The sequence below is a fragment of the Psychromonas sp. 14N.309.X.WAT.B.A12 genome, from assembly GCF_030397575.1.
Classification (GTDB): domain Bacteria; phylum Pseudomonadota; class Gammaproteobacteria; order Enterobacterales; family Psychromonadaceae; genus Psychromonas.
Genome location: NZ_JAPNXS010000009.1, coordinates 30,069 through 46,235, shown reverse-complemented (window position 1 = coordinate 46,235; position 16,167 = coordinate 30,069). Strand labels below are relative to the sequence as shown.

The following is a 16,167-nucleotide window of genomic DNA, read 5'->3' as shown; positions in this document are numbered from 1 at the left end:
GCCATTTTTTTATTTAATAGTGGTCTCTTTTCTAATCTATACAGTATATTCATATGACAGCTGTGATAGGATTAAATTTGATGTTTAGTCTTGAAATCTCGTCATTAAGCACCACCTATTATCTTTACTTATTATATTGGAGAATTATTTGTTTGATCGTTATGAAGCCGGTGAACAGGCTGTTTTAGTTCATGTCTCTTTTACAGATGAAAATAATAAAGAAGATATTGATGAACTAAAGTTGTTAGTTAGCTCTGCCGGTGTTACACCTGTTGCCACAGTAACAGGTCCTCGTAAGTCACCTCACGCACGTTTTTTTGTTGGTACAGGTAAAGCGCAAGAAATTGCAGATACCGTTCATACCATGGGCGCTGATATTGTTATCTTCAATCATGCATTATCACCTGCACAATTGCGTAATATGGAGCAAAAGTGTGAGTGTTTAGTGTTAGATAGAACTGCATTAATTCTGGATATTTTTGCACAACGCGCACGCACCTATGAAGGTAAATTACAAGTTGAGCTTGCACAACTTCATTATATGTCGAGCCGGTTAGTACGTGGTTGGAGTCACCTTGATAAACAAAAAGGTGGTGTTGGTATGCGTGGTCCTGGTGAAACTCAGTTAGAAACTGATAGACGTTTATTAAGCGCTCGTATCACAACGATTAAATCAAGGTTAAGCAAGGTATCGAAACAACGTGAGCAGGGCCGTAGAGCTCGTCTTCGTAATGAAGTGCCTACGGTTTCGCTGGTGGGTTACACCAATGCCGGAAAATCGACTTTGTTTAATCAAATTACCGAAGCAAAAGTGTATGCTGCTGACCAACTATTTGCGACCTTAGACCCAACATTACGCAAAATTTCAGTAGATGATGTAGGTACTTGTATTTTAGCTGATACAGTAGGCTTTATCCGTCACTTACCACATGATTTAGTGGCAGCTTTTAAGGCGACCTTACAAGAAACACGTGAAGCAACTCTGTTGTTACATGTAGTGGATTGCTCTGATGAAAACTACTTGGCCAATGTTGAAGCTGTAGAAGAAGTGTTAGCAGAAATTGATGCTAGTGAAGTGCCTCATTTAATGGTGATGAATAAAATTGATGCGCTAGAAGAAGCGGAACCAAGAATAGACTATGATGATTTAGGTGTGCCAACTCGCGTTTGGTTATCAGCACAGCAAAATATTGGTGTAGATCTATTGTTTAATGCTTTAAGCAGTTTATTATCGGGTAAGATTCGTTCATTACAATTATCAATACCACCTGCTCAAGGCAAGTTGCGTGCTCTATTTTATCAATTAGAGTGTATTGAAAATGAAAGCTATGCAGAAAATGGTAATTGTGTAATCGATATTCGTTTGAATAACACCGATTGGCAACGTTTAATAAAGCAAGAAGGTGACTACATAGAGCAATTTGTAGTGGATAATAATTATCAAACTGTGGCAGAGTTAGAGAAAGAAGATTGGACCTAATATGTCATTAAGCGCTTTATTATTAGACTGAACATTGTTACATTGCAGTAATAGTTTAAGTGTTTGGTAAATTCTTTTAAATGATTCATTATTAAACAGATTTTATTAATTCAATTTATGAGTAAATCAGGAGCTAACATGGCTTGGAATGAACCGGGTAAAGATGATAAAAAAGATCAAGACCCGTGGAACAAAAACGATAAAAAGAATGAGCAGGGACCTCCTGACTTAGACGTTGTTTTTCAAAAGATATCTGGATTTTTAGGTGGCTTATTTGGAAAGAAATCTACACAAGGTCCTTCTAGTGGCAACAGTGGTAATGGCGGTAAGGTTGTTGCTATTGCCATACTAAGTGTCATCGCTATTGTTTGGTTCGCCAGTGGTTGGTATACCATTAAAGAATCTGACCGTGGTGTTGTGCTGCGTTTTGGTGCTTATCATTCACAGGTTGAACCTGGTTTACATTGGAATCCAAAGTTTGTTGATCAAATTATTCCAATTAACGTTGAAGCCTTCCGTACCTTACCTACATCTGGTTTTATGTTGACCGAAGATGAAAATATTGTACAAGTTTCAATGGAAATTCAATACCGAATCGTTGAGCCTGAAAAATATCTATTCAGCGTAACTAATGCTGATAATAGTTTATTACAGGCGTTAGACAGTTCTTTACGTTTTGTTATTGGTCATTCAACTATGGATGATGCATTAACAACAGGTCGTGAAGTGGTTCGTCAAGAAACGTGGGAGATGCTTAATAAAATTATTGAGAGCTACCACTTAGGTATCCAAATTCTAGACGTGAACTTACAACAAACACGTCCACCTGAACAAGTTAGAGATGCCTTTGATGATGCAATTGCTGCACAAGAAGATGAAGAGCGTTTTGTACGTGAAGCTGAAGCTTATGAGCGAGAGAAAGAACCAATTGCACGTGGTCAAGTTAAACGTATCGAACAACAAGCTCGTTCATATGAAGAAGGTATTATCTTAGAAGCGCAAGGTGCAGTTGCTAAATTTAATCAATTACTACCTGAGTACCAAGCTAACCCTGAAGTCACTCGCCAACGTTTATACATTGAAACGATGGAGAAAGTATTGGGTAATGCATCTAAGGTATTAATCGATAACAAAGCAGGTGGTAACTTAACTTTCCTTCCGCTTGATAAATTGATGGATAAGTCTAACAACACAACACGTTTACCGGTTGAAACTGAGATCGAAACACGTTCACGTGAAGATCAAAAAGCAGACCTAGATGAGCGTGCCGCAATTAATGAGAGAGCTTCGCGTAGCAGCCGTACAACGGGGAGAGACTACTAATGAAAAGATTATTAATACTACCAGCAATTTTGTTTATAGCTTTCATTAGCAGCGCGTTTGTTGTTTCTGAAGGTCAAAACGGTATTGTTTTACAGTTTAGTAAAGTAAAACGTGATAGTGATAATAATCCAGTGGTTTATGCACCTGGTTTACACTTCAAAGTGCCATTTATCGATACTGTTCGTGTTATGGACACACGTATTCAAACGCTAGATGACCAACCAGATCGCTTTGTAACATCAGAGAAAAAAGATTTAATCATTGATTCTTATGTTAAGTGGCAAATTGATGATTTAGCGGTTTATTACTTATCAACTGGTGGTAATAAAATGCAAGCTGAAGCGTTATTGAAGCGTAAAATCAATAATGGTCTGCGTAATGAAATTGGTTCACATACGATTAAAGATATTGTCTCTGGTAAACGTGGTGAAGTGATGGAAACGGCATTGAAACGTATGGCACGTTCATCTGAGTTAGGTATTAAAGTAGTTGATGTGCGCATCAAGAAAATTAATTTACCGGATGGTGTGAGTAATAGTGTTTACAAGCGTATGCGCGCCGAGCGACAAGCTGTTGCAAGAGAGCATCGTTCAGAAGGTCAAGAAAAATCTGAAGTGATACGCGCTAATATCGACCGTAAAGTATCTATTATGCTAGCTCAAGCAAATAAAGAGTCTGCTGAGATACGTGGTCGTGGTGATGCAACATCATCTAAAATTTACTCAGAAGCCTTTGCTAAAGATGCTGAGTTTTATGCCTTCATGCGTAGTATGCAAGCTTATCAAAAAAGCTTTGCAGACAAACAAGACGTAATGGTATTAAGCCCTGACTCAGACTTCTTTAAATATATGAACAATAAGAAATAATATTCACTATTTATAGTTCGAAATTAAATACTAAGTGATTGTAAAAAGGCCGATTTATCGGCCTTTTTTTTATTTTAAATTATATATGTCGCGATAAACTCACAAAGATATTGATCCAACTGTTTAAACTTTGCTAAAATCCCCGCTCAATTCGCTAGAGATATGTGATTCTGATGGGAAAAAATGTAGTAATTCTTGGCACTCAATGGGGTGATGAAGGTAAAGGGAAAGTAGTTGATCTACTTACAGACAAAGCGCAATGGGTTGTACGCTATCAAGGCGGCCACAATGCGGGTCATACACTAGTAATCGATGGAGAGAAAACAGTACTTCATCTGATTCCATCAGGCATACTGCGTGAAAACGTAAAATGTGTCATCGGTAATGGTGTGGTATTAGCACCTGATGCATTGTTCAAAGAAATGAACATGCTTATTGAGCGAGGCATTCCAGCCAAAGAGCGTCTTTCAATTAGTGAAGGTTGTCCTCTAATTCTTCCTTACCATGTAGCATTAGACGTTGCGCGCGAAAAAGCACGTGGCAATAAAGCTATTGGTACAACTGGTCGTGGTATCGGTCCAGCTTATGAAGATAAGGTTGCACGTCGTGGTTTGCGTGTAGATGACTTATTTAATATGGAGAAGTTTGCCGTTAAACTTAAAGAAGTAATGGAGTTCCATAACTTCCAATTAGTTAACTACTATAAAACTGACCCAGTAAGTTACGAAGATGTATTAGCACAAATGATTGAAATGGCTCCGCTATTAATTAGCATGGTTATTGATGTGACAGATGAGCTTGATAAAGCACGTCTACGTGGTGATCTTATCTTGTTTGAAGGTGCACAAGGTACGTTATTGGATATTGACCACGGTACATACCCATACGTAACATCATCAAACACAACCGCTGGTGGCGTTGCTACTGGTAGTGGTTTTGGTCCTACACATCTTGATTACGTACTAGGTATCGTGAAAGCTTACACAACACGTGTTGGTTCGGGTCCTTTCCCGACTGAGCTTTACGACGGGGTTAAACACTTAGACCCTGCTGGTCACCATATGGGCACAGTCGGCCATGAATTTGGTGCTACAACAGGTCGTTTACGTCGTACAGGTTGGTTTGATGCAGTTGCGATTAAACGTGCAGTACAGTTAAACAGTATTACTGGTTTTTGTTTAACTAAGCTTGATGTATTAGATGGGTTAGAAGAAATTAAGATCTGTACTGGTTACACTATGCCTGACGGTAAAGTTGTTGATGTACCACCTATGTGTGCGGATGGTTATGAGCAGGCTGTTCCTGTTTATGAATCAATGCCTGGTTGGTCTGAAGTATCATTTGGTGTTACTACTTATGATGCACTGCCTGCTAATGCAAAAGCTTATATTAAACGTCTAGAAGAGTTGACTGGGATCCCTATGGATCTAATATCAACTGGTCCAGATCGTAACGAAACAATTATCCGCGTTAATCCATTTAGCGAATAGTATTAATCACATTGAATAATTGATTTAAATTTTGCGCCTGAGAAATGACTTAGTTCAAGACGTAATTTAAGTCTTTAGACGATTAACTTGGTTAATTGTCTGTTGGAGAGTTAACGACAAGATGTTAATTCTCTAATAGTTGCTCTATTTACGAAAATTACAACGAAGAAATAAGTTATTTTAACAAGTAAAATAGATCAGTTAATTAGTGTGGTTGGTATAGGTATAATTGTGTTAAAAAAGGCCCGCGTTATTTTTGAAAATAGCGCGGGCCTTTTTGATCTTGCAAGATATTAAATAGTTAGTCAGTTTAACTAGGTAAAAGCCTCGATAAACTCGTCAAAAATAGACATAAAAAAGGGACAATACGTAGATATTGTCCCTTCTATTATTCGTGTTGTCGTTGATTGTGTTACTACTATTAAACCTAATGAGTAGTGCTATTAACTATAATGGTTAGCTGTTTCGGTTAGCTGCAATATGCGCAAGACTGATTAGTGCTTGCTTGTAATCACTGTCAGGTAGTATTGCAATAGCATTAATGGCTTTGTCGGCTTCTTCCATCGCACGTGCTTTTGTATATTCTAGTGCTTTGGTTTCGTTTAAAGCTTGCATGATAGTCTCAAAATTTTCGATCCCATTGCCTTTTTCAATCGCTTCTCGGATCAAGCTAGTTTGTGCTTCGTTACCATGCTGCATTGCATATAGTAGGGGAAGAGTTGGTTTGCCTTCTGCAAGATCATCTCCGGTGTTTTTACCCATTTCTTTAGCGTTAGATGCATAATCCATGACGTCGTCTGTCAGTTGGAATGCAGTACCTAGATATTTACCGTAATCCAATAGAGCATTTTCAATATCTGTCGATTGCTCACCTAGTACTGCAACTAACTGTGTCGCAGCTTCAAATAGTTTGGCTGTTTTGAAGTAGATAACGTCCATATACACTTTTTCAGTCGTATCTGGATTATTACAATTCATTAATTGTAATACTTCACCTTCAGCAATGACGTTGGTCGCACTAGCTAGTACTTTCATTACTTTAAGGTTTTCTAGCTCGGTCATCATTTCAAAAGAACGGCTATAAAGAAAATCACCTACTAATACACTAGCAGCATTACCAAATAGGGCGTTTGCGGTTTTCTCACCGCGGCGCAATTCTGACTCATCAACAACATCATCATGTAATAACGTGGCCGTATGAATAAACTCAATGATAGCAGCCAATTTTGTTGTTTCTGGAGAATGTACTTCTAAGGCTTGTGCAGCTAGTACTGTGATCAAAGGGCGAATGCGTTTACCACCACTATTGATGATGTAAAAACCAAGTTGATTAATTAATGCAACATCAGAGCTCAATTGCTCAGTAATCAATTGATTAACTTGAGTCATGTCTGTAGAAGAAAGCTGCTGAATTTGTTTAATATCCATGCCAAAAAAGTCCCATTGGAAATAGTGGGTGTATTATTCCCGTTTCTTCAGCATATCTCAACTCCATAGGGGTATTTACAGAGCCTTAATCATCATTTAATAATCAACTATGAAGTTAAGCCGATTTTAGTTGATTATTACGATTTTATTTTGCTTCTTTTTAATACTTTTTTTGTTGTTTTTTAGGTAAATTGTGAATTATAAAGTTTATCTATTTAACATTTGAAGTTGTTTTAGTGGTTAACATGACCATTTACTGAGTGAGTGGCGGTAGTTTTCCTGCTTTTAGAGGGGCATTTATTTGTTATAATGAGCCTTGAAGATTTATCGAAATATTAGCAGTGTATTTTATTTGCGTCATATCGAGAATAATTACAGCTGATTTTTAGCTACTTTTACCGTGATTTTTACGGTGAATAAAAAACTACAATATAATTGCAATATTTTACTTAAAAGCCATTGCCAAATTGACAATCTCTCTGTAGAATCCGCGTCCATTGTGATTAATTAGTGCGCTCTCGATGTTCTGTTTGAAATAAAACAACACGAGATGCCTGAACGGAGTAAGAAACATGTACGCTGTTATCCAGAGTGGTGGCAAGCAACACCGTGTTGCTGTTGAACAAACTCTTCGTTTGGAAAAACTTGATGTTGAAGCTGGTGCAACTGTAGAATTTGATAAAGTTCTATTAGTAGCAAGTGCTGAAGACGTTAAAGTTGGTGTTCCATACGTTGAAGGTAGTAAAGTTACTGCAGAAGTAGTAACTCACGGTCGTGGTAAAAAAGTTAAAATCGTTAAGTTCCGCCGTCGTAAACATTCTCGTAAGCAAGCTGGTCACCGCCAGTGGTTTACTGAAATTAAAATTACTGCGATTAACGCTTAATTAGGAGTTATTAAAAATGGCACATAAAAAAGCTGGTGGTAGTACTAATAACGGTCGTGATTCAGAAAGTAAACGCTTAGGTGTTAAACGTTTTGGTGGCGAATCTGTTTTAGCTGGTAACATTTTAGTTCGTCAACGTGGTACTAAATTCCACGCTGGTCTAAATGTTGGCCTAGGTAAAGACCACACACTATTCGCTAAAGCGACTGGTACTGTTAAATTCGAAAAGAAAGGTAAGCCTGTTCGTTCATTCGTGAGCATCGTAGCTGAATAATTTATTTCGAAGCAAATTTTAAAAAGCCTCGCAAATGCGAGGTTTTTTTTTGTCTATCTATTTCTATTGAAAATAAAAAATGTGATCTATGATCAATAGAAATAGGTATAATCGTCGCTCTATAAGTAGCGGCTATGTTTTTTGGAGGTTGTAATGAAGTTTGTTGATGAAGCAAGAATTAAAGTTGACGCTGGAGACGGCGGTAACGGCGTAGTCGGCTTTCGTACTGAAAAATATATTCCTCGTGGTGGCCCTAATGGTGGCGACGGCGGTGATGGTGGCGATGTTTATCTAGAAGCCGACGAAAACTTAAATACACTGATTGATTTCCGTTTTGTTCGTTTTTATAGCGCTGAGCGTGGTGAAAATGGTCAAGTATCAGACTGTACTGGTTCACGTGGTAAAGATAAGATCATTAAAGTACCGGTTGGTACACGTTGTCGTGATGATGATACTGGCGAAATCGTTGGTGATTTGACTAAAAATGGTCAAAAGCTGATGGTCGCAAAGGGCGGTTTCCATGGTTTAGGTAATGCGCGTTTTAAAACGTCTACTAACCGTGCTCCTCGTCAAAAAACGGAAGGTACACCAGGTGAAGTACGTAACTTATTATTAGAGTTATTACTACTTGCCGATGTGGGCATGTTAGGGCTACCTAATGCTGGTAAATCTACGTTTATCCGTAGTGTGTCAGCTGCTAAACCTAAAGTTGCTGATTATCCATTTACTACCTTGATCCCTAATTTAGGTGTGGTAAGTATGGGCCATGGTAATAGCTTTGTTATTGCTGATATTCCTGGTCTAATCGAAGGTGCTTCTGATGGTGCTGGTTTAGGAACTCGTTTCTTACGTCACTTAGAGCGTTGTCGTGTATTACTGCATATGATTGATCTTCTACCTGCGGATGGTAGTGATCCTGCTGAAAACGCATTGGTTATTTTAGATGAATTGAAAAAGCATAGTCCGAAATTAGCTCAAAAACCACGTTGGTTAATCTTTAATAAAACAGATTTGTTATTAGAAGATGAAGCTGAAGAAGTCATGCAACGTGTTAAAGATGCACTAGAGTGGGATGGACCAGTTTATAAAGTAGCGGCTATCTCTAAAACAGGTACTACTGAGCTATGTAAAGAGCTAGTAGCTTACATTGAAGAGTTACCAGTTGAAACAACACCTGAAGAAGAACGTCAGCAGGTTGAATTCCAATGGGATGATTATCATAAATCTGCTATTGATGCAGTTGAAGGTGCCGTTCGTATTGATGATGAAGACGACTGGGACGATGAAGATGAAATGATGGAAGTCATTTACGTCAGAGATTAATTAACTCTCTTCATTGTGAATACTAAAAAGCCGTTTAGAGTAATCTAAGCGGCTTTTTTGTTGTAAATTTTTACAAATAAGAGATCTAAATTTCACATGGGAAAATGTTCCAGGTTAATACCAATTATATTAAATAAGTGATCTAAATTTTACGCAGGAAAAATGACTGAGTTCAAGGCGTAATTTTAGTTAAATAGTTGTTCTATTTGCGAAAATTGAAACGAAGAAATAAGTTATTTTAACAAGTAAAATAGATCCGTTAATTAGTGTGATTGGTATAAGGCTTAACTTGAGGTAAGTGTTTAGTCTATTAACAAAACTTATAACAAGAAATCAGTTATGTTAATAAGTAAATTAGATCTGTTAATTCGTGTGATTGCTATTAATAATAAGCTGGTTTTTATCTTACTATAAAATAGTCCATTTTTTAGTGTTTTCGAAATTAGGAGTAACCATGTCCTCGGTTGATCTTGCTGTGTCAGAAAAAAATAATACAGTAGTAAATATGTTTATGCCATTGGTTGAGTGGATCCAACAACATCAAACACTTATCTGGGAATCTATCATGCAGTTGGTAGTGGGTATATTGATTATTTACGTGGGTGTTTCATTGGCTCGTCTATGCACCCATTTATTAAATAAAACGTTAATAAAGAAAGCCATTGATCAAACTATTCGTGACTTTATCTGTTTAATATTTCGATATACATTCACCACTATTAGTATCATTGCTGGGTTAGCACATATAGGTGTACAAACTGCTTCTTTAATCGCTATTTTAGGGGCGGCCAGTCTAGCCATTGGCTTAGCATTAAAAGGCGCATTATCTAATTTTGCAGCTGGTATCTTATTAATTGTTTTACGCCCTTTTAAATTAGGTGATTTTATTGAAGCGGCTGGTACGTCTGGCAGTGTTGAGTCGATTCAAATCTTTAATTGTATTTTAAAAGCTGGGGATAATAGGTATATCGTCGTGCCTAATCGCAGTATTTTAAAAAGTAATATTGTGAACGTTTCTCGTAAACCGGAACGTCGCATTGATTTGGTAATACGGGTTGGTTATAAAAGTGATTTAAAGCAAGTTAAAGCGTTATTAGAAAGTGTGGTATTAGCTAATGAAAAAGTGTTGGCTAGCCCTAAGCTGCAAATTGCAGTGTCGGAGTTAGCCGCATCTAGCGTTAATTTAGTGGTTCGCCCTTGGGTCAAGTCATCGGATTATTGGTCGGTGCGTTTCGCGCTAACAGAAGCAATTAAAGTCGCTCTAGATGACGCTAATATTAATATTCCCTATGCTCAACTACAGGTGCATTGTAAAACTTAAGGTGAGCTTTTTAAATCTAGGTTGTAATTGGTTAGGTGAATGCAACCAAGTCTTGATTAGCCCTTTTTTGAAACCTAATCCCACTATTTATGTCATTATGGATAATGATTTATAGGGAAGGGGAGTTTTGTAACCTGGTGTATTCATTATGAGTATTCTTATTTATGTGATCATTTATCGATATTGTAAATATATTATTACCAATCACAGGCACTGAGTGAGCGGTATTAAGTCTATTTTTTATTTTGAGGTTTTTTATGCTTGATAAAGTTGAGTTATATATCAGCGATTGGGTGAGCTCATTAAATATTGAGAGTTGGGTTGTCAATTTCTCATTATTACTTTGTGTCACCATTTTAATACAATTAGTGTGGCGCTACTTTGCCAAAAAAATGGAAGAGGCTATTTTAAAAACCTCGAATAACTGGGACGATATTGTCTTTTTCGCCATTAATAAACCTGTTAATTGGTTGATTTTGTTAATGGGAACCTCCACTTCACTACGAGTTGTAGCTGAAAGTGAAGGGCTAGGCATTTCTGATTACCTTCCACTAGGGCAAAAGGTCGCTGCTTTATTTTTAATTGGGTGGGTATTCTGGCGTTTGGTTTATAAAGCCGAGCACACCTTTGTGGCTGATGAAAAAAGAGACACAACGACTGTTACAGCATTAGCTAAGTTAGCTAAACTATCTATTTTAACCTTCGTGACATTGTCTATCGTGCAAACGTTAGGAGTTAGTATCTCTGGGGTATTGGCATTTGGTGGTATGGGGGGACTGATCGTCGGTATGGCGGCTAAAGATTTACTATCTAACCTGTTTGGTGCTGCTATGGTTTATATGGATAAACCTTTCAAAGTAGGGGACTGGATCCGCAGCCCTGATAAATCGATAGAAGGAACGGTTGAAGAAATAGGTTGGCGTGTTACCCGTATTCGTACCTTTGATAAACGTCCTTTATATGTGCCAAATAGTTTATTCACGCATATTGTGGTAGAAAATCCTTCTAGAATGAGCAATAGACGTATTAAAGAGAACTTTGGCTTACGTTATAAAGATATTTCACAGGTCGAGGCGATTATAAAAGCGGTACGTGGGATGCTACAGGAGCATAACGATATCGATCAGTCACAGACGTTAATTGTGAATTTTGATGTGTTTAATAATTCATCGTTAGACTTCTTTATTTACACTTTCACTAAAACAACCAATTGGATTTTATTCCATGAAGTTAAACAGGATGTATTATTGAAAGTGGCTAAGATTGTCACTGAGCACGGCGCTGAGTTTGCCTTCCCGACACGGCAACTACATTTAGATCGTGAAGACCATCAACGTTTATTAGAAAGCGCTGATAGCGTTAAATAAAGGCATAAAAGCTTATAAACGCAGACTAGACTAAGTCTGCGTTATATCTCACTAGCTTAAATAATCTTGTGCAGCTTTCTCTACGTTATCCAGTTCGTCTAACAATTCTAATAACTCAGGCTCTAAGTGATCTGGACTAATATTTCTTTTTAACTCTTTCTCTATTAAGCCTGCAATGCTTTTTAATTGCGGTACGCCACTATAACTACATCCCCCATGGAATTTATGGATTGCTTGTGCAAATGCTTCGTTATCCACTTCATTAACCATCGCACTATTTGCAAGCTTACGAATTGGGGCAAATTCATCTAGTAGCATACTGAGCATCTCTTTCGCTAAATCTTCTTTTCCTGCTGATTGCTGTAAAGCTAAATTCCAGTCAAATGATTTTTTGACGGTAACTGCGCTGGCTGCCATTTGCGGAGTGATATTTTCTATATTAGTTTGTTGGATTGTTTCAATTACCTCAGCATCAGGTACCCATTTATTGATAATTGCTTGCAGTGCAAGTTCATCAATTGGTTTGGCTAGACAGTCATCCATCCCTTTTTGTAAAAACTTCTCTTTTTCACCGGGTAATACGTGTGCGGTAACAGCAATAATTGGACTGTTTTGATTTAACGAGTCTTTTTTGATTTGAGCGCAGGCGCTAATACCATCTAGTACCGGCATTTGTATATCCATAAAGATAATATCAAAAGGTGTGGTCTTAGCATGGTCAACGGCTTCCTGCCCATTTTTACAGGTGGTTACATGCTGAACTCGGTCTCCTAACATGGCAGAGATGAGTTTTAAATTAGCACGATTATCATCCACCGCCATCACATTAATTTTCTTTCGTTCTAAAGGCGTTGTGATTTGTATTCTTGCAGGTACGGTTTCATTAGAGACTAATGCGTTAGCAAAGTTTTTATGGTTAATAGGTTTACCTAAACAGTGAGTTACACCTGTTTTCATAACCGTATCAAAGGTACTTGGATCACTACAGTTAATTAATACAATGATATTGTCTGTATATTGCTTAGCTTGTTCAATCGCTGTTAATAAAGGATTAATATCTAAGTTATTACTGTGACCGATTACTATGCTGTCATAGTTTTTATTGAGCGATTGCTGCCATTGCTCCTGGTTATCAATAATTGTTGCATTGGTTTGCCACTCCTCCAATAGCTCGGAACAAGCACGAACCGCATAAGCATTACTTTCGTACGCCAGTACTGAACGCTCAGCTAATCTTTCTAATGGCAATGATGTTAGTGGAGTTCGACTACTTTTTTCAATCACGACAGTAAACCAGAAGGTTGAACCTGCATTTGGTGTTGACGTTAAATCGATTGCACCTTTCATTTGACGCACTAGTTTTTGAGTAATTACTAAACCTAGACCAGTACCACCATATTGGCGTGTGATGCTGCTATCTGCTTGGCCAAAGGCTTTAAATAGCTGTTCTTGTTGGTCTTTAGAGATACCAATACCGGTATCTGAAATAGTAAATTTCAGTTTAATGCATTTATCGGTGTCATTTTCTGGTTCGGTTCGTTCTATTTTTACTTCTATATTACCTTTCTCAGTAAACTTCACTGCGTTACCGATTAAGTTAGTCAGGATTTGCTGTAAACGCATGGCATCACCGACTAATTCTTGAGGAACATCGGGAGCCACGATCATGCTTAATTCAATATTTTTCTCATGCGCACTTTGAGCCAATAAATGCATGGTTTCATCAATACTGTCTCGGATATCAAAAGGGATGTACTCTAGATCTAATTTACCAGCTTCTAGTTTAGAGAAATCTAAAATATCATTGATAATATTAAGTAAGTTACCTGCTGAGCGCTCGATAGTTTGTAGGTAGTCTACTTGATTATTAGTCATTTTAGTTTTCAGTAGTTGCCTTGCAAAACCGATTACACCATTCAAAGGGGTACGTAATTCATGACTCATGTTAGCTAAGAATTCAGATTTAACTGAAGCGGCTTGCTGTGCTTCTTTACGAGTAATATCGAGCTCAATATTCTGCACTTCCATTTGGTCTAAGGTTTCACGAAGCTCACTTGTCGCTAAGTCGATACTGTCCTGCATCTCTTCATGGTGTTTAGACATCGCCAAGGCCATCTCATTAATACCATGTTGTAATAAGCCTATTTCACCTGTGTATTCACCTTCAACACGTGAATTAAGCCGACCTAAACTGATTTTCTCAACAACCGAGGCCATGTCGGAAATAGGGGCGGTAATACGTTTGGCTTGTTTAAAGGCAAGATACAAGCTCCCTAAGATACCCAGTAATACCACTAATAAAGAGATTGCTGCATCCCGATATAGCAGTAACTCAACTTGATCTTTATTGATCTCCAAAGCTACATAACCAACTACTTTACGCGGTTGATCAAAGGTAAGCTGGTATTCTAAGTAATTGGTTTCATCAATAATTGGACTATGAATAACGATGCTATCACCAGTATTACTAATTTGTGGCAAATCAGGGATAGGTTGATTGTTATCTAACCTTAACTTTTCATAGTCGCGATGGTAGTTACTAATTACAAACAGTTCATTATCGGCAGTGAAAATAGCAATACTCTTGATCATAGGGCTATTTTTTCGATGAGTGGTACCAATCAAACGACGTAAAATAGTACGTGTTTCATCTTGCATACCATATTCACTGGCGATAGATAATGCATCTGCAATATTCAGTGCTCTGTCAATTAAAAACTCATCGGCTTGTTGAAAACGATGGAATGAAAAGTATCCTGCTAATATCCCGCCAATAAGAACGGTTGGTAAAACGGTGTAAGCAATAACTTGTGCGCGTAGGCCATATTTAGTCATAAGGTAAAATCTAATTTAAATGGAGTAATGAATGCTTGTATTTTTTGTGTGACAATAGCGTTCCGATAAACGTAACCGCTATCATGGCATAGCTTACTTCACCTGTGAAATATTTATGGCCCAGTTCTTCAAAGCATCACGCACAAATAAGCAAAATAATAGAATAATTAAACATTGTCAGGTTGATAAACTTGATCATCAAGGAAGAGGCATGCTTTTCCACCAAAATAAACCCATGTTTGTGGAAGGGGGATTAATTGGTGAAATACTTGATGTATGTATTGATGAAGATAAAAAACGCTATAAAAAAGCCAGTATTGTAAAAATACAAAAAGCCAGTGAGTTACGTATTGAACCAAATTGCCAACATTATCAAGAATGTGGTGGCTGTCATTTGCAACATATTGAACAAAGTAGCCAAGTGAGTATTAAACAACAGGGCTTAATAGACCTATTCGAACGTTTCGCAAAATATAAACCAGAACAATTAGCACCGACTATTAGTTCATCACCTTGGGCATATCGTCGTTGTGCTCGATTTGGTGTTATCTACGATAAAAAAAGTAAAAAAGTACAAATGGGCTTTCGTCGCTCAGGGAGTAGTGAGTTAATTAATCAACAAACTTGTCCTGTGTTAAAGCCTACTTTGGCACATTTGATTGTGCCGATTAAAACCCTGTTAAATCAGTTACAGGGGAAAATGTCCCTAGGGCATGTAGAAATGGTAGAAGCGGATAATACGGTGGCAGTGTTACTACGTCATTTAAAGCCGCTTTCAGCGCAAGATAAACAACTGATCGTGGATTTCTCAGCATCTCAAAATATTCAGTTCTACGTGCAAAGTAGCCCAACAGAGATTCAATGTTTAACCAGTGATACGCGTTTAAGCTATTCGTTAACGCAACAAGATTGTCATTACGAATTTAATATTAATGACTTTTTACAAGTAAACGCAGAAGTAAATGAGAAAATGGTAGCACAAGCTATTGATTGGTTAGCGTTAAAACCAAGCGATCGCGTATTAGACTTATTTTGTGGTTTAGGTAACTTTAGCTTACCTATTGCTAAATTAAGTGAGCAAGTGGTAGCGGTTGAAGGCGTGCAAAAAATGGTGGATCGCGGTACAGCCAATGCGTTACAGGCTGAATTAAACAATGTGCAATTTTTTCAAGCAGATTTAAGTGATTTAAATGCGTTGCAAGCGGACTGGGCACAGGGCAGTTATCAAAAGGTGTTATTAGATCCTGCTCGTGCTGGTGCAGCAGAGTGCATGGGTTTTATAATCAATAAACAGCCGACGCATATTGTCTATGTTTCCTGTGACCCTGTGACGTTGGCAAGAGATAGTGAGCAATTGTTGAGTGGTGGGTATAAGCTGAGCAAACTTAGTTTAATTGATATGTTCCCACAAACTGCTCATATGGAATCGATGGCACTGTTTACTAAAGCATAGTGTTGAACGTATAGGCTTTGTTAAGAATAAGCAGACTATCACTTTATAACTTGGTAATTTTAAGTATTATTAGTTTTTAATCAGGTGATTTAAAATTCACAATAAGAATAGTGAGAGGGTAGT

12 protein-coding genes are annotated in these 16,167 nt (G+C 37.6%); 10 read left to right on the top strand and 2 right to left on the bottom strand.

Features of this window, described 5'->3' with window-relative positions:
- The first annotated feature begins 148 nt into the window (after positions 1 to 148).
- The 4 genes from hflX to OW492_RS12375 all read left to right on the top strand — a co-directional run bounded on the left by hflX (position 149) and on the right by OW492_RS12375 (position 5,159).
- The gene (hflX, locus tag OW492_RS12390) at positions 149 to 1,480 is read left to right on the top strand and encodes a ribosome rescue GTPase HflX (protein ID WP_290040350.1); all 1,332 of its coding nucleotides are present in this window, start codon (positions 149 to 151) and stop codon (positions 1,478 to 1,480) included.
- 138 nt (positions 1,481 to 1,618) lie between these two features.
- Complete coding sequence (hflK, locus tag OW492_RS12385; RefSeq protein WP_290040348.1) at positions 1,619 to 2,803, top strand: FtsH protease activity modulator HflK; 1,185 nt, start codon at positions 1,619 to 1,621, stop codon at positions 2,801 to 2,803.
- Entirely contained in the window at positions 2,803 to 3,669 is an 867-nt protein-coding gene (gene hflC / locus OW492_RS12380) for a protease modulator HflC (RefSeq protein WP_290040347.1), read from the top strand. Before hflK ends, hflC begins: the two co-directional genes overlap by 1 nt.
- Positions 3,670 to 3,842: 173 nt before the next feature.
- A complete protein-coding gene (locus tag OW492_RS12375; RefSeq protein WP_290040346.1) occupies positions 3,843 to 5,159 on the top strand; it encodes an adenylosuccinate synthase in 1,317 nt (438 codons plus the stop codon).
- Between the two features lie 456 nt (positions 5,160 to 5,615).
- Here OW492_RS12375 and ispB read toward each other — a convergent pair whose 3' ends face one another.
- Complete coding sequence (gene ispB / locus OW492_RS12370; protein WP_290040344.1) at positions 5,616 to 6,587, bottom strand: octaprenyl diphosphate synthase; 972 nt, start codon at positions 6,585 to 6,587, stop codon at positions 5,616 to 5,618.
- 572 nt (positions 6,588 to 7,159) lie between these two features.
- Between ispB and rplU the strand changes: the two genes are divergently transcribed.
- The 5 genes from rplU to OW492_RS12345 all read left to right on the top strand — a co-directional run bounded on the left by rplU (position 7,160) and on the right by OW492_RS12345 (position 11,756).
- Positions 7,160 to 7,471: a 50S ribosomal protein L21 gene (rplU, locus tag OW492_RS12365; protein WP_113818175.1), complete on the top strand. Its 312-nt coding sequence runs from the start codon at positions 7,160 to 7,162 to the stop codon at positions 7,469 to 7,471.
- Between the two features lie 16 nt (positions 7,472 to 7,487).
- Positions 7,488 to 7,745: a 50S ribosomal protein L27 gene (gene rpmA / locus OW492_RS12360; RefSeq protein ID WP_113818176.1), complete on the top strand. Its 258-nt coding sequence runs from the start codon at positions 7,488 to 7,490 to the stop codon at positions 7,743 to 7,745.
- A 153-nt stretch (positions 7,746 to 7,898) separates the two neighbouring features.
- A complete protein-coding gene (cgtA, locus tag OW492_RS12355; protein ID WP_290040341.1) occupies positions 7,899 to 9,068 on the top strand; it encodes an Obg family GTPase CgtA in 1,170 nt (389 codons plus the stop codon).
- A gap of 454 nt (positions 9,069 to 9,522) precedes the next feature.
- Positions 9,523 to 10,389, top strand: coding sequence for a mechanosensitive ion channel domain-containing protein (locus OW492_RS12350; RefSeq protein WP_290040339.1), 867 nt, complete (start codon positions 9,523 to 9,525; stop codon positions 10,387 to 10,389).
- A gap of 257 nt (positions 10,390 to 10,646) precedes the next feature.
- Entirely contained in the window at positions 10,647 to 11,756 is a 1,110-nt protein-coding gene (locus tag OW492_RS12345) for a mechanosensitive ion channel family protein (RefSeq protein WP_290040338.1), read from the top strand.
- 51 nt (positions 11,757 to 11,807) lie between these two features.
- Here the strand turns inward: OW492_RS12345 and barA are convergent, their stop codons facing one another.
- Positions 11,808 to 14,591 carry a two-component sensor histidine kinase BarA gene (gene barA / locus OW492_RS12340; protein ID WP_290040336.1) on the bottom strand — a complete coding sequence of 928 codons (2,784 nt, stop codon included), beginning with the start codon at positions 14,589 to 14,591 and terminating at the stop codon, positions 11,808 to 11,810.
- Positions 14,592 to 14,706: 115 nt separating this feature from the next.
- On the opposite strand from barA, the gene rlmD reads away from it, so the two are divergent.
- Complete coding sequence (gene rlmD / locus OW492_RS12335; RefSeq protein ID WP_290040333.1) at positions 14,707 to 16,044, top strand: 23S rRNA (uracil(1939)-C(5))-methyltransferase RlmD; 1,338 nt, start codon at positions 14,707 to 14,709, stop codon at positions 16,042 to 16,044.
- Positions 16,045 to 16,167: the final 123 nt, after the last annotated feature.